This window comes from Bradyrhizobium sp. th-b2, from assembly GCF_000426785.1.
Classification (GTDB): Bacteria; Pseudomonadota; Alphaproteobacteria; order Rhizobiales; family Xanthobacteraceae; genus Bradyrhizobium; species Bradyrhizobium septentrionale.
This window is the reverse complement of sequence record NZ_AUGA01000001.1, coordinates 52321-70247: the sequence shown is the minus strand read 5'-3', so window position 1 is coordinate 70247 and position 17927 is coordinate 52321. Positions and strand designations below refer to the sequence as shown.

Annotated in this window: 16 protein-coding genes, 1 tRNA gene and 2 pseudogenes; 8 read left to right on the top strand and 11 right to left on the bottom strand. The window is 62.6% G+C overall.

Translation table 11 applies throughout. The annotated features are described in order from the left end of the window. The first annotated feature begins 321 nt into the window (after positions 1-321). A complete protein-coding gene (locus K359_RS0100270; protein ID WP_029077523.1) occupies positions 322-1110 on the top strand; it encodes a hypothetical protein in 789 nt (262 codons plus the stop codon). Positions 1111-1192: 82 nt separating this feature from the next. On the opposite strand, the gene K359_RS0100265 is transcribed toward K359_RS0100270, so the two are convergent. Beyond that, a complete protein-coding gene (locus K359_RS0100265; protein ID WP_029077522.1) occupies positions 1193-1666 on the bottom strand; it encodes an Hsp20 family protein in 474 nt (157 codons plus the stop codon). 217 nt (positions 1667-1883) lie between these two features. Between K359_RS0100265 and K359_RS0100260 the strand changes: the two genes are divergently transcribed. Further along, positions 1884-2831: an alpha/beta hydrolase gene (locus K359_RS0100260; RefSeq protein ID WP_029077521.1), complete on the top strand. Its 948-nt coding sequence runs from the start codon at positions 1884-1886 to the stop codon at positions 2829-2831. A gap of 27 nt (positions 2832-2858) precedes the next feature. On the opposite strand, the gene K359_RS0100255 is transcribed toward K359_RS0100260, so the two are convergent. Together K359_RS0100255 and K359_RS0100250 are read right to left on the bottom strand one after the other, a co-directional pair. Next, the gene (locus K359_RS0100255; RefSeq protein WP_029077520.1) at positions 2859-3518 is read right to left on the bottom strand and encodes a hypothetical protein; all 660 of its coding nucleotides are present in this window, start codon (positions 3516-3518) and stop codon (positions 2859-2861) included. A gap of 60 nt (positions 3519-3578) precedes the next feature. Next, complete coding sequence (locus tag K359_RS0100250; protein WP_029077519.1) at positions 3579-5378, bottom strand: adenylate/guanylate cyclase domain-containing protein; 1800 nt, start codon at positions 5376-5378, stop codon at positions 3579-3581. A 240-nt stretch (positions 5379-5618) separates the two neighbouring features. On the opposite strand from K359_RS0100250, the gene K359_RS0100245 reads away from it, so the two are divergent. Continuing rightward, positions 5619-6254, top strand: coding sequence for a LysE family translocator (locus K359_RS0100245; RefSeq protein ID WP_029077518.1), 636 nt, complete (start codon positions 5619-5621; stop codon positions 6252-6254). A 124-nt stretch (positions 6255-6378) separates the two neighbouring features. On the opposite strand, the gene K359_RS0100240 is transcribed toward K359_RS0100245, so the two are convergent. After that, positions 6379-7131 carry a sulfite exporter TauE/SafE family protein gene (locus K359_RS0100240; protein WP_029077517.1) on the bottom strand — a complete coding sequence of 251 codons (753 nt, stop codon included), beginning with the start codon at positions 7129-7131 and terminating at the stop codon, positions 6379-6381. Positions 7132-7223: 92 nt separating this feature from the next. On the opposite strand from K359_RS0100240, the gene K359_RS0100235 reads away from it, so the two are divergent. After that, on the top strand, positions 7224-8117 hold the full coding sequence (locus tag K359_RS0100235; protein ID WP_029077516.1) for a LysR family transcriptional regulator: 894 nt from the start codon (positions 7224-7226) through the stop codon (positions 8115-8117). Positions 8118-8125: 8 nt separating this feature from the next. On the opposite strand, the pseudogene K359_RS50785 reads toward K359_RS0100235, so the two are convergent. The 3 genes and pseudogenes from K359_RS50785 to K359_RS0100220 all read right to left on the bottom strand — a co-directional run bounded on the left by K359_RS50785 (position 8126) and on the right by K359_RS0100220 (position 11430). Further along, positions 8126-9091 (bottom strand): annotated as a pseudogene (locus K359_RS50785) (Bug family tripartite tricarboxylate transporter substrate binding protein). Between the two features lie 101 nt (positions 9092-9192). Continuing rightward, the gene (gene hisN, locus K359_RS0100225) at positions 9193-9972 is read right to left on the bottom strand and encodes a histidinol-phosphatase (RefSeq protein ID WP_029077515.1); all 780 of its coding nucleotides are present in this window, start codon (positions 9970-9972) and stop codon (positions 9193-9195) included. Between the two features lie 570 nt (positions 9973-10542). Beyond that, positions 10543-11430 (bottom strand): N-formylglutamate amidohydrolase, encoded by an 888-nt coding sequence (locus K359_RS0100220; protein WP_029077514.1) that lies wholly within the window; start codon positions 11428-11430, stop codon positions 10543-10545. Between the two features lie 304 nt (positions 11431-11734). On the opposite strand from K359_RS0100220, the gene cpdR reads away from it, so the two are divergent. After that, the gene (gene cpdR / locus K359_RS0100215) at positions 11735-12094 is read left to right on the top strand and encodes a cell cycle two-component system response regulator CpdR (protein ID WP_016843340.1); all 360 of its coding nucleotides are present in this window, start codon (positions 11735-11737) and stop codon (positions 12092-12094) included. A 79-nt stretch (positions 12095-12173) separates the two neighbouring features. Further along, positions 12174-12248: transfer RNA gene (locus tag K359_RS0100210), tRNA-Val, on the top strand. 251 nt (positions 12249-12499) lie between these two features. Here the strand turns inward: K359_RS0100210 and K359_RS0100205 are convergent. The 4 genes and pseudogenes from K359_RS0100205 to K359_RS50775 form a co-directional block, all read right to left on the bottom strand. Then, complete coding sequence (locus K359_RS0100205) at positions 12500-14146, bottom strand: recombinase family protein (RefSeq protein WP_029077513.1); 1647 nt, start codon at positions 14144-14146, stop codon at positions 12500-12502. Continuing rightward, a complete protein-coding gene (locus tag K359_RS50780) occupies positions 14143-14643 on the bottom strand; it encodes a DUF2924 domain-containing protein (RefSeq protein ID WP_035975754.1) in 501 nt (166 codons plus the stop codon). Before K359_RS50780 ends, K359_RS0100205 begins: the two co-directional genes overlap by 4 nt. A gap of 4 nt (positions 14644-14647) precedes the next feature. Further along, positions 14648-15007, bottom strand: a complete 360-nt coding sequence (locus K359_RS58520) for a DUF3489 domain-containing protein (RefSeq protein WP_084518241.1) — start codon at positions 15005-15007, stop codon at positions 14648-14650. A 703-nt stretch (positions 15008-15710) separates the two neighbouring features. Continuing rightward, positions 15711-16468 (bottom strand): annotated as a pseudogene (locus K359_RS50775) (SDR family NAD(P)-dependent oxidoreductase). Positions 16469-17252: 784 nt separating this feature from the next. Between K359_RS50775 and K359_RS65745 the strand changes: the two are divergent. Both K359_RS65745 and K359_RS66095 read left to right on the top strand, forming a co-directional pair. Beyond that, positions 17253-17495, top strand: coding sequence for a helix-turn-helix domain-containing protein (locus tag K359_RS65745; protein WP_371261109.1), 243 nt, complete (start codon positions 17253-17255; stop codon positions 17493-17495). Between the two features lie 172 nt (positions 17496-17667). Beyond that, complete coding sequence (locus K359_RS66095; RefSeq protein ID WP_029077510.1) at positions 17668-17910, top strand: helix-turn-helix transcriptional regulator; 243 nt, start codon at positions 17668-17670, stop codon at positions 17908-17910. Positions 17911-17927: the final 17 nt, after the last annotated feature.

Genomic DNA, 17927 nt, shown 5'->3' with positions numbered 1-17927 from the left:
GCATTCTCGGAGCCCGGGGCGCCGAGGTTTCGTTGCAATCCCTATGCCGGAATGGCCTCGAATTTGAGACAGTCTTGCTGTCCTAACTTCGACCTTGCCAAATTTTTGTCTATCACACAAGCGCGAGGAAGTCCTCGCCCGCATGCTTGGAACGAACGGCTCGGCCGGCCCGCCGCGCCCCTGATTCGAAGCAAACACGCCGTGATCTGGCCCAAGGAGCGACCAAGGACCGCCGGATTTCAAACTGAAATTTTACTCCGGGCAAGCCGGCCAGAGAGCGGGAAGCTCCTTAAGGGCGTGGGCAAGACAGGAGTAACGGCGATGAAGTTGTTCACAGGTTCGGTTGCAGCCGCTGCCCTCGCGCTCAGCGCACTCTCGGCCCAGGCCCAGCTGGCGACATCGGCCAGGATCGGCAGCCCGGCTTTGATCAAGGTATCCGACATGGGCGGACCCTATGCCGCCATGCCAGAGGTTCCGCCGCCGCCGCGCTTCGGCCGTGTCCCGAGCCTGCTGCCGCCGGTCGAGGTCTACACCGTGCTCCGCGAGAACGGCTATCTGCCGCTCGGCGCCCCCCGGCAGCGGGGTTTCGTCTACACGATCTCGGTGATCGATCAGGGCGGCGACGACGGCCGGCTGGTGATCGACGCCCGCGACGGGCACATTCTCCGCTTCACCCCAGCCTATCGGCTCGGCGACAATTACGAAGAGGAGCTGAGCGCGACCTACGGTCCGTTCGGCCCGATGCCGCGGGCGATCCAGGCCCGGGTGCCGCGGCCGCCGGCTCCGATCCCCCATGTCGCGAGCCGCGTGCCGGTGCCGAAGCGCAGTCCGCTTGCGGCCAAGGCGCAGGTTCCCGCGGACGCTCCGGCTCCGGCGGCCCAGGCGGCTGTCCCGGCCGCGGTCCCGCAGCCCGCGCCCACCCAGGCGGCCGCGCCTGAGCCTGCCCAGCAGGCCGCAGCAGCGCCGAAGCCGGCCGAGGCCCAGGCGGCGCCGCCTGCCGTTCAGCGTGCCGAAGCTCCAACCGTCGGCCAGGCCGCTCCGCCGCCGGCGCCGCCCGCGCCCGCGATCCTGCCGACCCAGGACATGCCGAAGGTGCAGGGGTTGGAGTGACGGTTACCAGCAACAAAAAACGCCCCGGTTTCCCGGGGCGTTTTCGCGTGCAGCCAATATCTGCTGACGCGGGACGTGTTGCTTAGGCCGCGACCTTCGCCGAGCCGTCGACGACCTGCGGAGCCTTCTCGCCGCCGCCGATTGGAATGCTACGGGGCTTCTTGGCCTCGGGAATCTCGCGGACGAGATCGACGTGGAGCAGACCGTTCTCGAGGGAGGCGTTCTTCACCTGCACGAAATCGGCAAGCTGGAAGACGCGCTCGAAGGCGCGGGAGGCGATGCCGCGATAGAGCACTTCGGAGGTGTTGCCGGAGTTCTCGTTGGCGGTTTTCTCGCCCTTGATCGTCAGCGTGTTCTCCTTCGCGACGATCGACAGCTCGGCCTGCGAGAAGCCGGAGACCGCGACGCTGATCCGGTAAGCATTCTCGCCGGTGCGCTCGATGTTGTAGGGGGGGTAGCCGGGGCTGCCGTCCGAGGTCACCTGATCGAGCAGGTTGAAGAGGCGGTCAAAGCCGACGGTGGAACGATAGAACGGAGTGAGGTCGTAGGTACGCATAGAGCTAGTCCTCCAGTGAGCGACTGTTTCAGTTACCCGCCCGCCATCGGGCCGGGCTTAGATGTGTGCAGCCTGATGTTCCGGTTCCGAAACACTGGTAGCGGCCTGCACTGAGGTGATATGGGAGGGGTTACGTCGCGTTCAAGGGACGGAAACAGCGTCGCTTTTGACGCCCGTGCCCTTGATCTCCACTCCGTCCCACCTACCGGTTCCCCGCATGACGCTCGTCTCGATTCCTGCCAATCCGGTTCCGGACGACGTGGTCAGTGGCACCATCAAGACCCCCGACGGGGCCGAGTTGCGCTTTGCGCGCTGGGCGCCGCCGCCCGGCCGCAAGGGCACGGTCTGCGTGTTCGGCGGACGCGGCGAGATGATCGAAAAATATTTCGAGACGGTGCGCGATTTGCGCGACCGCGGCTTTGCGGTGGCGACGATCGACTGGCGCGGGCAGGGCCACTCGTCGCGGCGGCTGCGCGATCCGCGCAAGGGTTATGTGCGCGACTTCGCCGACTATGAGGTCGACGTCGAGACCTTCGTGCAGCAGGTGGTGCTGCCGGATTGCCCGCCGCCCTATTTCGCGCTGGCGCATTCGATGGGTGGCGCGGTGATGCTGCGGCTTGCGCATGCCGGCAAGCGCTGGTTCGACCGCATGGTGCTGTCGGCGCCGATGATCGACCTGCCGCGGCGGCGCGTGTCGTTCTTTCCGAGCGCGCTGCTCCGGATCATGCGCCTGGCCGGTCAGGGCGGCCGCTACGTTCCGGGCGGCGGCGGCGAACTGGTTGGCCTCGCGCCGTTCATCGGCAATCCCGTGACCAGCGATCTGGTGCGCCACGCCCGCAACGCGGCTATCCTGGAGGAAGACCCGACGCTCGGCATCGCGGCGCCGACCATCGCCTGGGCCGACACCGCGTTCAAGGCGATGCGCACCTTCCGCGGCATGTCGTATCCGTCCGAAATCCGCCAGCCGATCCTGATGCTGGCGGCGAGCAATGACGAGGTGGTGTCGACGGCGGCGATCGAGGAGTTCGCCTATCATTTGCGCGCCGGCTCGCATCTCGTGATCGCCGGCTCCAAGCACGAGATCCTGCAGGAGCAGGATCGCTATCGCGGGCAATTCTGGGCGGCGTTCGACGCCTTCGTGCCGGGCACGCCGCTTTTCAAGTGATCCGCCTGTTTGCGGAAGGCCTGTGGCTCAGGCGTTGAGCAACGTGACGATGCGGTCCGGAAAGCGCCGTTCGACGAACAGCGTCCTGACCTCGGCGACGCTGAGATAGCGGTCGTTGCCGTCGCCCTTGCCCATGATGTCGAGCAGCACCGGCCACTCGCCGAGCATCAACAGCGGATAGTAGCCGTGCAGGATCGCGTAGGACGGCGGATGCTCGTCCTTGGCGCGCTGGAAGTTCGCGGCCATGAAGGTCTTGATGTCGGACGCCGACAGCCCGCGTTCGGTGCCACCGTCAGGATTCGGATAGTCCTTGCCGAAGGTGGCGAGCCTGGCGATCTCGTCCTCATGCACCACCGCATGCTGGTCGAGAATGCGTGAGCCGGCGCCGTGCTTGTCGAGCGGGCCGTTGCGCAGCTCGTCGAGGATCGCGCCATGGGTCAGGCTGCGCAACTGGCTGAACGGGCCGATGCCGTTGGCCATCTGCGCGACCATGAAGATCTTCGCCTTTGCGTCGGCACCCGCCAGGCCCGTCTTGCCGGTGGCGCGTCCGATCGTCCCGGTCAGTTCGGGCAGCGGCACGATATGACCGCCGACATAGTTGCCGGCGACGAGTGCGCGCAGGAACGGGCAAGGATTATTGGGGGAAACCTGCGGGGCAGCGGCCTCGCTTGCAGGCATATCGGACATCAAACCACATCCTGAAAAGCTTCAGCCTAAAAAGCATCCATTACCAGCGGATGAACTCGCTCAGGATTCAGCGGCGAATTTCGGCGTAGATGCAACCAGAACGAGTTTGCCGAAGGGCAGGCCGGCTTTCAAGAGGCCATCGCGGTAATGCGCGATGTCGGCCGGGTTCTTCCAGTGGAAATTCCGCAAATGACGTTCGACCGTCAGATCGGGATGACTGGCGAGCAGCGCCTCTGCCGCCTGCGCGGCCTCGTCGGCGCGGCCAAGCTGGGCGAGCGCCGCGGTGCGCACCGCAAGGCACTGCAGATGGTTCGGGTTGAGATACAGCCCCTCGCGCGACCACGACAGCGACGCGTCATATTGTCCAAGCAGATAATGGCTGAACGCGTTCAGCCCGGCCCATTGGTAGCGCGGGTCGCTGTTGCCACGCTGGACCGCCGTCGAGAACAGGTCGACCGCCTTGCGGTGGTCGCCGATCACCATGTGGCAGATTCCGAGCACGCCGCGCGCGCCCATGTCGTAGGGGTTGAGCTCGATCGCCCGCTTGATGGCATCCATCGCGGCTTCGTAGTGGCCCTGCATCGCGTGCAGATAGGCCAGCAGCGAAAACGCGAACGAGGAGCGCGGGTCGAGCCGGACGCTGCTCTCGGCCAGGCTGACCGACGAGGCCCACAATTCGCGCGTGCTCGGGATCCAGCCGAACTGGATGCTCTGGATCTGGATCAGCGCCAGATAGGCGCGCGCGATCGACAGCGCGGGGTCGAGCTCGATCGCCTCCTTGAACAGCGCGATCGCGGTGTCGCAGTCGTCCTTGGTCTGGTGATAGTAGTGCGACAGGCCCTTCAGGAAGCGGTCCCACGCCGTCAGTTCGGCATTCGGCGAGCGCGCCGGTGCCGAGGCCTCGGCACGGTAGATCTCCTGGGCCACCGCGGCGGAGAGGTTGGCGGTGATCTCGTCCTGCATCGCGAACAGGTCGCCCATGTCGCGATCATAGCGGCCGGTCCACAGCTGCTCGCCCTTCTCGGGAGCGATCAGTTCGGCGGAGACGCGGATCTTGTTGCCGGCGCGGCGTACCGAACCCTGGATCAGATAGGTCGCGTCGATCTCGCGCGCGATCAGGCGGGTCGAGACGCTTTTGCCCTTGTAGGCGAAGGTCGAGTTGCGGCTCAGCACGCGGTAGAAGGATTGCAGCGACAGCGCGTGGATCAGATCCTCGGTCAGGCCGTCGGAGAAATATTCGTCGGCGCCGCCGCTGAGATTGTCGAACGGCAGCACGCCGACGATTGCGGTCCGGTATTGCCCCGGCAGATGCGGACCGTCGTCCGGGGTCTTCTCCTGCAGATCGGATCCGGCCGGCGCCCAGGTCCAGACATGGATCGGTTCGGCGATGTTCTTGAAGCGGTGCGGGCCGGCGTCCGCCAGGATGACGGCAAGCCGCCGCCCCGCTTCGGTGCGGGCCTTGTCCGATACCGCGATGCCGCCGGGCGCTGCGACCGTCTCGAGACGGACGGCAATGTTGACGTCGTCGCCGAACACCTCGTCCTCGTCGGCCATGACGTCGCCCATGTGGACGCCCATCCGGAAATGCATGGCGCGGTCGGCCGGCAGATGCTCGTTGCGCTCGGCCATCATGGTCTGCATGGCGACGGCGGCTTCGATGGCGCCGATGATGCTCGGAAATTCCAAGAGGAAGCCGTCGCCGGTGTTTTTGACGATGCGGCCGCCATGGTTGAGGATGATCGGGTAGATCGCGCTGCGATGCGCCTTGAACGAGGCATGCGTCCCCGCCTCGTCGGCGCCCATCATGCGGGAATAGCCGGTAATGTCAGCGCAAAGAATGGCAGCGAGCCGTCTTTCCATATTTCCTGTGCCCTGGAATGGCCATTCAGCCGAGGTGACCGTATCCGATACTTACAAGACAGGCCGGGTCCGGCGGAAGCTCGGTTTGCAGGCACCTATAATGCATAGTAGCAGGATTTGGCATGCGACCAACGGATCGTACAGTCCGTTTGTCTACTGGATTCGTGTGTCGCCGGGATGGCGCCGGTCGGCTGGTCATCCTTTCCGGGGCGGTTACTTACATAGGTTAATTGCGCTGACATGCTGGGAATTCACGAACTTTGGCTTTTCGTCCTGTCCGGCCTGCTGCTCAACATCACGCCGGGGCCGGATACCGCTTATATCGTTGGGCGCACGATTCAGCTGGGATGGCGCGGCGGTGCCGCTGCGGCAATCGGTATCAGCTGCGGCTGCCTGGTCCATGTGCTGGGCGCGGCGATCGGGCTGTCGGCGCTGCTGATGGCGTCGTCGACCGCGTTCCTGGCCGTCAAGCTGATCGGCGCGGCCTATCTGGTGCTGACTGGCCTGCAGATGCTGCTGTCGCCCGCCAAGCCGATCACGGAGATCACCGGGCAGGGCGGTGAGACCTCGATCTCGCTTGTGTTCTGGCAGGGGGCGCTCACCAACATCCTCAATCCCAAGGTGGCGCTGTTCTTCCTGGCCTTCCTGCCGCAGTTCGTGGCGGCGGACGCGCCGCACAAGACTCTGGCCTTCCTGGTGCTCGGGCTGATCTTCATCACCGGCGGCACGCTGTGGTGCTTCGGCCTCGCCGCGTTTGCGGCGAGGGCCGCCGGCCGTATCAGGCAATCGGCCGGCGTAGTCGCCTGGATCAACCGCTCGCTCGGCGCGCTCTTCATCTATCTCGGCGTCCGCGTCGCCATGCTGGAGGCGCGCTAAGCGCGATGAGATTGGGGTGAATCGTCCTCGCGCTTCAGCCCTTTAGTTTGGGCATGATCTCCGCGCAAACGCGTTCCGCGTTTGTCGCGAGGGAAAACCGCTTCGCACTTTTCCGGATCATGCCCTAGCTGTGGATCTTGAGCAGCGCGCTGCCGGCGAGATAGATGCCGAGCAGGATCATCGCGATCAGGAACCAGCGGCGGAAGACGTCCGGCTGCATCCGTGTGCGGACAGCCTGGCCGATGAACATGCCGGTGAATGATGCGACCATCGCGACCGCGCCCGGCAGTGCGGTGGCCGCCGTCAGCAGGCCCGAGGCGGTGAGGTTGAAGGCGAGCGCTATGGTTGCGGTGGTGAAGAAGACGCCGAGCGCCTGCACCAGTTCGTCCTTCTCCATGCCGATCGCCTGCATGAACGGCATCGAGGGGATGACCTGAACTCCGGTCGCGGCCGAGATCAGCCCGGTGATGACGCCGACGACGCCACCGATCCATTTTTCGTTGCGGCGCGCGACCTTGAAGTTGAATCGGCTCAGGCCGACGATCGCGTAGATCACCAGCAGCACGCCCAGCACGACGGTGCCGTAGGCCGCGTAAGGCCCGGTCAACAGCCCGGCATTGATCCAGATCCCGACCACGGTGCCGAGCATCAGCGGCCACAGCCGCTTGATGATGTCGCGCAGATAGGGGCCGACGAAGGTCTGCCAGATATTGGTGACGATCGCCGGCACGATCACGATCGCGATCGCCTGGCCCGGCGGCATCGTGGTTGCGAGCAGCCCCATCGCGACCGTCGGCAGACCGAGGCCGAGCGTACCCTTGACGAAGCCGGCGAGCAGGAAGGCGAAGGCGATGAAGATCAGGAGATGGTCGACCATAGCGGCACATTGACCGATCGATCCGATCGGCACAATCTGGAGGTTACGGAGTTAGCCTTCGGACCGGGCGAAGGTATGGGGCGGGAAAAAACATGCGGTTCGACCTGATCGACTTGCAATTGTTCATCGCGGTTTCCGATGCGCGCAGCATCACGCAGGGCGCGGCGCGCGCGAACATGGCGCTGGCTTCGGCCAGCGAGCGGATCAAGGGCCTCGAGGAGGCGCTCGGCGTCGCGCTGCTCAAGCGCGGTCGCCGCGGCGTCGAACTGACGGCGGCGGGCGAGAGCCTGCTCGGCCACGCCCGCATCGTGATCCACAATGTCGAGGCGTTGCAGAGCGATCTTGCCGCCTATGCCAGCGGCGTCCGCGCCAACGTGCTGCTGCTCGCCAACACTTCGGGCCTGTCGGAGCACCTGCCGCGGGCGCTGGCGGCCTTCCTGCACGAATATCCCGACATCAGCGTCGATGTCGAGGAGCGCGAGAGCACCGATATCGCGACCGCGATCGCCAGCGGCGCCGCCGATCTCGGCTTCGCCGCGGAACACGCGCTGCCCGACAGCGTCGAGCGTTTCCTGTTCAGCGAGGATCGCCTGATGCTGGTGGCGTCGCGGCGCAGCGATCTCGGCGGCCGCCGCCAGATTGACTTCCAGGAAGTGGTCGGCCGCGATTTCGTCGGGCTTACGGCGACGTCGGCGCTGCAGGTCCATATTTCGCGCCACGCGGCCAAGCTCGGGGCGCGGCTACGCTTTCGCGCCCGGCTGCGCGGCTTCGACGCCATCTGCCAGATGGTCGCCGCCGACGTCGGCATCGCCGTGATCCCGGAAACCGCTGCGCGGCGCTGCGCGGCTTCGATGCCGATCACAACGATCCGGATCCGCGACGCCTGGGCTAACCGCCGGCTGACGATCTGCGCCCGCAGCTTCAAGGCGCTGCCGCGGGCGGCCAAGCAGCTCGTGGAGTATCTCCGGGCCGAAGCGCAGCGCTGACGGCACCCTTATTTCGCCGTCACGACGCCGGCATCCTGGATCACCTTGGCCCACTTCTTGATGTCGGCGGCGACGAAGTCGCGGAAATGGTCCGGCGTGTCGCCGACCAGTGTCAGGCCCTACTCGGCGAGCTTTTGCTTCACCGCCGGGTCGGCTATCGCCTCGGTGGCGACGCTGTTCAGTTTCGCGACGATCGCCGGCGGCGTTCCGGCGGGCGCGACCATGCCATACCAGTTCTCGATGACGAGATCGGGCATGCCGGCTTCCGCCGTGGTCGGCACGTCGGGCGCGGTCGGGGCGCGCTCACGGCCGCCGAGCGCGATTGGGCGCAGCGCGCCCGCCTTGATCTGCGGCAGGATCACCGGCAGGTCGAGGAAGGTCATCTGCACCTGCTGACCGAGCAGGTCGTTCACCGCCGGTGCCGCGCCACGATAGGGCACGTGCACGATGTCGATCTTCGCCGTCAGCTTGAACAATTCGCAGGCCAGATGCGGCAGGCTGCCGGGGCCGGAGGAGGCGAAGTTGAGCTTGCCCGGCTGCGCTTTGGCAAGCGCGACCAATTCGCTCATGTTGTTCGCCGGCACATTGGTGGCGACCACCAGCATCTCCGGCACGGTCGCGACCAGCGTCACCGGCGCGAGATCCTTCAGCGTGTCGTAGGCGACCTTCTCCATGCTCGGGCTGATGGCGAGCGCGCCGGCGCTCGCGATCGCAACCGTGTAGCCGTCGGGCGCGGCCTTCGCGACCGCGTCGGTGCCGAGCACGCCGCCCTGGCCGGCGCGGTTGTCGACGATGATCGGCTGCTTCACCAGTTCCGAGATCTTCTGCCCGATCACCCGCGCGATGATGTCGTTCGGCCCGCCGGGCGGGAACGGCACGATCAGCCGGATCGGCTTGGTCGGATAATCCTGGGCCGAGGCTGCGCCGGGCGCGTGAAGCAGAAGGGTTGCCAGCAGCCTGCCGCAAATCGTCATGTGCGCCCATCCATCCCTGACTTTTCTTGTTGCCGTCAGGATGGGCGCAGATCAATCGCGCGGCAACTCAAGAAATCAGGCCAAGAGATCACGCCAGGAAATCAGGCATTGAGCAGCTTCATCGCCGCTTCGTGCACGCGCGGATCGCCGGCGGCGATGATGCGGCCGCCGCTTTGCGCCGGCTTGCCGTCCCAGGTGGTGACGATGCCGCCGGCCCCGGTGACGATCGGGATCAGGCCGGCAATGTCGTAGGGCTTCAACTCGGTCTCGACCACGAGGTCGAGATGGCCGGCTGCGAGCATGCAATAGGAGTAGCAGTCGCCGCCGTAGCGCGACAGGCGAGCCGCATTTTCGATGCGGCCGAAGCGGGCGCGGTCATCCGGATTCATCAGCAGCGGGCTCGTGGTGAACACGGTCGCCTCCTTCAGCGAGGTGCAGCGCCGCACCGAGAGCCGCCGATGGCCCGACGGCCCGGAATAATGCGCCGAGCCGCTGTCGCCGGAGAAGCGCTCGCCGATATAGGGCTGGTGCATCATCCCGAATACCGGCGTACCTTTGTGCAGCAGCGCGATCAGCGTGCCCCAGATCGGAAAGCCGGCGATGAAGGATTTGGTGCCGTCGATCGGATCGAGCACCCAGACATAGTCGGCGTCCTCGCGCTCATTGCCGAATTCCTCGCCGACGATGCCGTGCTGGGGGAAGTTCGCCTTGATCAGCCGCCGCATCACGGCTTCCGCGGCCCGGTCTGCCTCGGTGACCGGATCGAAATCGTTCGAGCTCTTGTTGTCGACCGAGAGCGAGGTCCGGAAGAACGGAAGGATGGTTTCGCCGGATGCGGTCGCGAGGCGGCCGATGAAGGCGGTGAAGTCGATGACCGTCACGGCATGTCCCTGAAATGCGCAAACGACGCGGTAGAAATCGGATGCGATCTGCCTAGCTCAATCCGGCGCGGCGCGCACGATTAACGGAGTGTTATCCCGGCCTGATGACGGGGTTCCCCACTTTCGTTTGGCTTAGGATTCGAAAGTCTCCTGGGCTTGGCGGCGGATCACGAAGTTGCGAGTCCTGGTATACAAGCTATGCGCAGGGCGCTGGACGCCTCAGATTTTTGCCATAAGCAATTGAATCTAAATGACAAAAATTAGAGCGTGCGGCCTGTTGCAGTTTCGCCAGATTTACCAACATTGCAGAGGAAATGTTTCGAAAGTTCTTGCGTTTTGTGCAGCGCGGCCGCATATTGTTGCGGTGCGGTAGCGCCTCGCGCTATCGCTGCCCTCCTTGGGCGTTTCCTCCCTAGACTTGGGCCGCTTGTTCATTCAAGCGGCCCTTTTTTCTTAGGCCGACATTTCCGCGCGTGAACCTGGAATCCAGTTCGGCGCTCGGCTCGCGTCGCGAAATGGATTCTCTGTTCATGACTTCGACGGGCACCGCAGTGCCTGTCCGAGACTTGTCTACTCCGCCGCCGCCTGGAACGGGCCGAGATCCCCGAACGGAATTTTCGCGAGTGCATCCGCCAGCTTCGCGAAGTCGGCCGCGACCTGGGCGAAGCGCGGCCCGCGCTCGCGGTGGCGCTCATCCATATAGACGGCGCGGTTGAGCTCGATCTGCACGGTGTGCAGGCCGCTCGCCGGGTTGCCGTAATGCTCGGTGATGAAGCCGCCGGCATAGGGCTTGTTGCGGCCGATCGAATAGCCGAGCGAACTCATCATCTCCTCGACCAGGTCGGGCAGCAGCGGCGCGCAGCTCGTGCCGTAGCGGTCGCCGATCACGACGTCGGGCCGGCGCGGCTCGTCACGCGACACCCCGACCGACGGCATCGAATGGCAGTCGACCACGATCACGGCGCCGAATGCCTGGTGCGCCTTGTTGATAAGCCGGCGCAGCGCCCGGTGATAGGGCTTGTAGAGCACCTCGATCCGCCGCAGCGCCTCGTCGACGTCGAGCCGCTCGCGGTAGATTTCCTGGCCGTCGCCGACCACCCGCGGGATGGTGCCGAGGCCGCCGGCCACCCGCATCGAGCGCGTGTTGGCAAAGCTCGGCAGCCGTCCGGTGAACATACGCGGGTCGAGCTCATAGGGCTCGCGGTTCACGTCGACATAGGAGCGCGGGAAGTTGACCCGGACGATCGGAAAGCCGCGATCGCTCACGCCCGCGATCAACTCGTCCATGAAGGAATCTTCGGAGCGGCGCAGCGACGTCAGATCGATGCGCGAAGCTTCGAGGAATTCGGTGGGGTAGACCGAACCCGAATGCGGGGAATTGAAGATGATCGGCGCGCGCCAGGCCTGCGGCTCAACGATCTCGAACGGGGGCGACAACTCGCCAGCAAATTCGCTCATTCCCTTGGCGCCGTCCCTTGCGTCCGCCTCGCCCCGCAGGAATTGATTCTGCCGGAAAAGCGGAGATTTATGGGCGGGCATTGTCGGTAATCGCGATCATTCTGCCAAGTGAAAAGAGTGTGGTTTCCGCTGGAACGGGTCTTAAAAGCAGGAAATGCCAACCAAGGTTGATTCGCTGCGGGGTTCGGTCCACAAATAGGTGGTGGTCGCAGCCTCAGGCCTGCCGCAAATTTCACCCGAAATTTACCGTCTGTCGTGCCTACTGTTCGGACAGATCCTCCAAGCCGGATTCGACGATTCAGTCATGCCGAAAATTCTCCTCGCCGAAGACGACACCGATATGCGCCGCTTCCTGGTCAAGGCGCTCGAAAACGCGGGTTTCAAGGTCTCGCCGCACGACAACGGCATGTCGGCCTACCAGCGGCTGCGCGAGGAGCCGTTCGAAATGCTCCTCACCGACATCGTGATGCCCGAGATGGACGGCATCGAGCTGGCGCGCCGTGCCTCGGAACTCGATCCCGACATCAAGATCATGTTCATCACCGGCTTCGCCGCGGTCGCCCTCAATTCCGATTCGGAGGCGCCGAAAAATGCCAAGGTGCTGGCCAAGCCCGTGCACCTCAGGGAATTGGTCAGCGAAGTGAACAAGTTGCTGGCGGCCTGATTCGCCAAAAAAGCCTCACTTTGCGTCCTTGCCTGCCCCGCCGCGGTCCGTTATAGGGTCCCGATCCAAACAGCGCTTTGGGTGCGTAGCTCAGCGGGAGAGCACTACCTTGACATGGTAGGGGTCACAGGTTCGATCCCTGTCGCACCCACCACCCAGTCCCCCGAAACTGGGTAGCTTTCCGTCAGGTCCAGATGGGCCGTATCTGCCGGGATTTCCGCGGTGCCTTTTGGCGCCTACCGGTCTCTGCGCGCACTCGCAATCTCTAGCAGCGATTTCGAGGCCCGTGTCTCTGCATCCAAAAATCCCGTTCCTGGCAGCGAACGGTCGGCGGCTGACGTGTGGCTTATGGGTAAGCGAACCAGACCCGCGAGTTCGCAACGACCAGCCTTTATCGGCAGCAGGCTATTGCGGATTCAGACCCAGCGCTTCGAACTGCCGGCTCCATTCCGCGGGTGCGTCGCGCAGGCGCTCGATGTTGATGCCGCGAGCAAGGCGGCCTTCCACGGCGGCCCGGACGAGTTTGGGTGCAAGGAAGGCGAGCGAAATTGTCATGTTGACATGACGAACACTGCAACGCTCCCGCGAAGCGATATGTTCGGCGCTGATGGCTGAGCCAGAAATGATCTCATCAAGCCAGCGTCTACCTCGCGCGATGGCACTGACAAGTCGTAGCCGTCGTTCTGGTCGTTCGGGGCGAACATCCTTTCGCGGGGTGCCATGAGGCAACAGCATCTCTCGGAATCGCTTGGACGGTGGCTTCTGCCAGGGAATGGAGAGGTGGTGATCGATCAGGTCCTTAGTATTGTCTGTCCCCTCAGCGTCGCGTGCTAGTTCCGTAGACATTTGACCTGCGTTAGATTTTAGGTGGAGCACCAACTTGTACTCCTGGACATCGATACGGTCGATCAACGTCCTGACAGTGTTGCGGTCGTAGACCGGCGTACTCGGCAATCCGCTTTGACCTCTGAGATGTTCTTTGAGGGATTTGACGACTACTTCCTCGACGTCGGCGGCAGGAACACGCGTTACTGATCCGACGTCGGCTATTTTGGTTTCTCCATGCAGGCAGGGGCGGGACACGTAATAGCGATAACGAATGCCGGCTTTGGTCGCATGCGTTGGGATCATAGGACAGCCCGCGTCGTCGAACAGAAGTTCCGCCAGCAAGTGGTCGCCGGCATTCCGGGCGGTGGACTTGGTGGTCCATTGATCCGTCAGCTTTTTCTGGACCGCATCGAAGAGGGCGCGGTCGAGAATCGGAGGCTGCTCTCCAGGCAGGATCTCGCCTCGGTACTTGACCTCGCCGATATAGAAGCGGTTGCGTAGCAAATAGAACAGCGTTCCTCGCTCAAAGGGGATCCCACCTCGGGTACTGCCGGTTGAGGCTAGCCTTGTCTTGGTGCGGAGCCCGCGCTCCCTGAGATCTCGAACTAGGGCGTTGACCCCGCTGAGTTCGAGATAACGCTGGAAAATAAGGCGGACCTGCTCAGCCTCACGCTCGTCAACGGCAATCTTGCCATCTTTCAGGTCATAGCCGAGGGGGAGGGGACCGCCAACCCAGATTCCTTTTCGCTTGGAGGCGGCAATCTTGTCTCTGATCCGCTCAGAGGTGACCTCCCGTTCGAACTGGGCAAAGGATAATAGAACATTGAGCGTCAGCCTGCCCATCGAGGTCGTCGTGTTGAACTGTTGGGTGACCGAGACAAAGGACACTCCGTGAGCATCAAAAAGTTCGACGAGCTTGGCGAAATCGGCGAGAGATCGTGTTAGCCGGTCGACCTTGTAGACGACGATGACGTCGATCTTGCGGGCGCGGATGTCATCGAGCAGGTGCTGGAGGTCGGGCCGGTCCGTCGATCCCCCCGAGTAGCCGCCGTCGTCGTACCGGGTCTTGATCAGGGTCCATCCGGCGTGCGCCTGGCTTTTGATGTAGGCCGAAGAAGCCTCGTACTGCGCGTCCAGCGAGTTGAACTCCTGATCCAGACCCTGGTCGGTCGAGACCCTTGTATAGACGGCGCAGCGGACGAGTTTAACGGAGGCGACCTTCATGGTCTTGCCATCGGTTTTGCCGGTTTGCCCCTCAGACCAAAAAAGCGGGGGCCATTCCACTTTGTACCGGTAATTGCAAAGGCGATCTTGGTCAGGCTGTCATAAGACCGCCCGTTCCAGGCAAAGCCATTAACCAGCACCATCACGCGATGCGATTTCTGATCCCACTCCCGAACGAGGACTGTTCCCGGTGTGAGATCGGTCCGCTTTCGGTCGAAGGCCTCCAGGCGTGCCGCCATTGTCGAACCCAACTCATTGGCGCTTTTCTGATCCAGTACTCTCCGTGTCTCTTGATCGAGGTCGCCGAATCGATCGGCCTGGATCCGATAGGCCACGATCGCAATCAAGAGGTGTCGAGGCAGGTGAGGAGGCGCTGATCGCTGAAAGATACTTTGCCATCGGGCACGTAAGCCCCCGAGAGCGAGACCGCGCAGATGCGCGATCTCGTCCTCTACGGATGTCTTCGACGACGGGTGGTTTCGATGTTTGCTCTGCATCGCATCACGCCGCTTGCTTCACTCGAAGCGTCGACGTGTCGATTATGCGATAGAGGCGACCGCTTTCGGATGCTTCAGATACCAGATTGAGGCCGAGCTTTTTGCGGACGACACCGGCGAGGAATCCACGCACAGAATGTTCTTGCCAGCCGGTCGCGCCACCGATGGCGGCGATCGTCGCTCCCGCCTTATCGCTTAGCATCGCGAGGACCTGCGCGCTCTTGGTGCCACTCCTTGTTCTTCCGAGCGCGCCCGAAGCGGCATCGGCTCGAACCTGCGGTTTTAATGATTTGCGCTTGGCCAACTTCCTCGTTGGCCGCGATTGAGCAACAGTCGTCTTACGTTGAGATTTGGTCCTGGTCATGGGGGGCCTCATTAGGTTTGTGCGACGCCGTCCGCCGCACCACCTCAGCCCCACCCAGGCAAATCAGCCGGTGGGGCTTGTCCCAAAAGCGCGCCCTAGGCGGCTCCCGGTCCCGACAGCAATGCTCACGTTGCGGCGGAATGCCAGTCCATTCCGAGCAAGATTATTGCTCTTTTGCTCTGACTATATCGAGGGTTCGAATCCCTCCCTCTCCGCCATAATAAAACGGCTTCGAGAAAGCCCCCTAAAATCAGGTCTTACTGCACGCCAGAGGATCTCTGGTGTAGCCCCGGGGTGTAGCCTCAAGGTCACTCTAATCTGCCATGGCGGGCTGCAAGTTTCAACGCGGCTGGAGGGGCAGCCTTAACGAGCATCGGACATCAATTTCAAATGCGTGGTATGAAGTTCGCATTCGCCCGCCGGCGACCAAGCGGCTCGGGAGCAGGGGCGCATCTACGAAACGCGGCGAAGGCATAGCCGCCTCAAATCGTCCTCGCTGAGGCGCTGGACGATAACGACCGTTCAAGGCAAATCAATCTTCACCTGCATCGAGTTCCAGTCCTTGAGGGACTGGTCCTGGTATCCCCGAGGTGAGTTTCAAAGCCGTCCTTCGAGGCTTGGTCGCACCACGATGTGGAACGTGACATTTGTCGGCGAATGCCTGAGGGAGTATCGGCGATCGTTTTCGAAGCACTAAGTTGCCTCAGGTCTGAGCAGAACCGCCGTCGACGAAGATTTCGCTTCCGGTTACGTAGCTGCTTTCGTCCGAAGCAAGGAACAGGGCCGCCCGAGCTACCTCGTCAGGTTGAGCGAGCCGCCTCATGAGAGGTCGTCGATACAACGTAATTCACCATCTCTCGATTTACCTCTTCGGACGCAGCAAGGCCGTGCCACCCGGGGCGGGGCGTGGAGGTGTTCCCTGGGACCAAATCGTTGACCCTGATCGCCCGGTCCGCGAGATCCAGAAACCAGGTTCGCACAAAGTTGCGGATCGCAGCTTTGCTCGCGCCGTACAGCTGAATGCAGGAGTACCGGTCGTGCCCGTTGTGGATCCGGTCAGAGTTATAGAGGCGCCGTTGTTCAGGAGCGGCAACGCCTTCTGAACAGTGAATAGTGTTCCACTCACGTTGATCGAAAATATCCTATCGAAGTGTTCTTTGGTAATGGCGCCGCGCAAGGCGCAAAATCTCCGACACCAGCGTTGGCGAAGAGGATATCGATGACACCGGCTTCCGCGTTAAACGCTTCATACACGGGGTCCAAGTCCGCAAGGTTTGAAATGTCTGCTTGTATCCACGTCGCCAAGTGGCCTATTTCGGCAACCGCGTCTTCGAGTTCCTTCTTGCGCCGGCCAGTGATGAACACCAGCGCCCCTTCCTGAGCAAACAGTTTGGCGCTCGCCAGCCCTATGCCGCTGCTTCCTCCCGACACTAACGCGACTTTCCCAGACAGTTTACCCATTACGAGTCTCCCACCGCGCGAGCCGTTGACACCGGCCTATCCGAAAGCGATCCGAGCGATGCGCCATCGTACGATGGTATCGTCGATACCTTGGTGCAGGAGGCGCGGGTCACGTAGGAGCGCTTGAGGCGGAGCACCGGAGGCGAGCCCGGTCGCCGTCCGATACCAAAGTGCGCGATACCATCGTGCAATGGATTAACCGCTGGCGCCCGAACATTTTCTGCAGGCGGGCATCGTCGCTTCGATACCGCATTCACACGCCATCGACGGAGCCGCAGTTCCAAGGGCAAAAGTCAAAGCGCGGGACCGACGAAAGGAAGCCACTTCTCGTTCACGCAGGGCGAGTTTCAGGTCGATGTCGTAAGCGATGGCTATATCGCGGTGCCAGGCGATGTATTCGAGGCGATGATGTCGTCAGATCGAAGCTGATGGCCTTCCCGGCCGGTACGTTCTCCTACGTGCCGCCTAAGGTTTGATAATTCGCCGAAACGAGGGATGAAGAAGTGGTGTTTCAGATCACCGGCGTCGGACCGACCGACATCGACTATCTCAATGCTGCGGACGACCCACGAAAACCTCGGTGAGAGCTCAACCCGTCGCTGATACGGCGTTGACGGCCCGATAGGCTGCCGGCAAGTTCAAAGGCTCTGCAGATCGGGCATGGCCTAGTCGCGCTGACGGAACACGCTTACTGACTTGGCTTGAACCGTCCGAGGATCGGCGCCAGCAAATTTTCTAAAACCCATCTTTAAAGAGTAGACGCCGAAGGCTCCAGTGATCGAGAATGGGCCGGATGGGAAAGCGAAGCCTAGCACAAGTACGGCGTAATCTAGCGCGCAACGTCAGAACGTTGCGGCACGGCCGCGGCTGGTCGCAGCACGACTTGGCCGACGAGGCCGCGATACGTCAGGCGCTGGTCAGCGCCATCGAGGTCGGAAGCGCCAATCCGACCCTGGAGTCCTTGGACAAATTGGCTGCGGCATTGGGCGTAGACCTTGCCAACCTTTTCTCGGCTCCGGTTGCCTGACGATCTGTACCCGTCGATTATTCGCTTTAACGAGTAGACCATCGGCAGCGGGTAATCGTCTTATGGGCGCATAAAAAATTCCGATAGACTAATGGTTGCAGGGCATTGCTATGGCCGCAAAACCAGTGCGAAAAGGACGGGTTTTTAACGAGTGATTTTAAGGTGGGGGCCCATGAGAGTTTTAGAGGGTATTGAAGGAAGCGTCAAAAATCGGGACCATACGCTGACGGCAAAGGAAGTGGTATGTCTGCGGTGGTGCAAGGAAGGGAAGACTAACTGGGAGATCGGCGAGATACTCTCGATTTCTGAAAAGACCGTCGAATTCCACTTGGGAAACTCGATGCGCAAACTAGGCGCAAGCAACCGCATAACGGCGGTCATGGTCAGCATAAAAAGGGGCTTTCTTGAACTCTAACGGTAGCACGCTCGCTG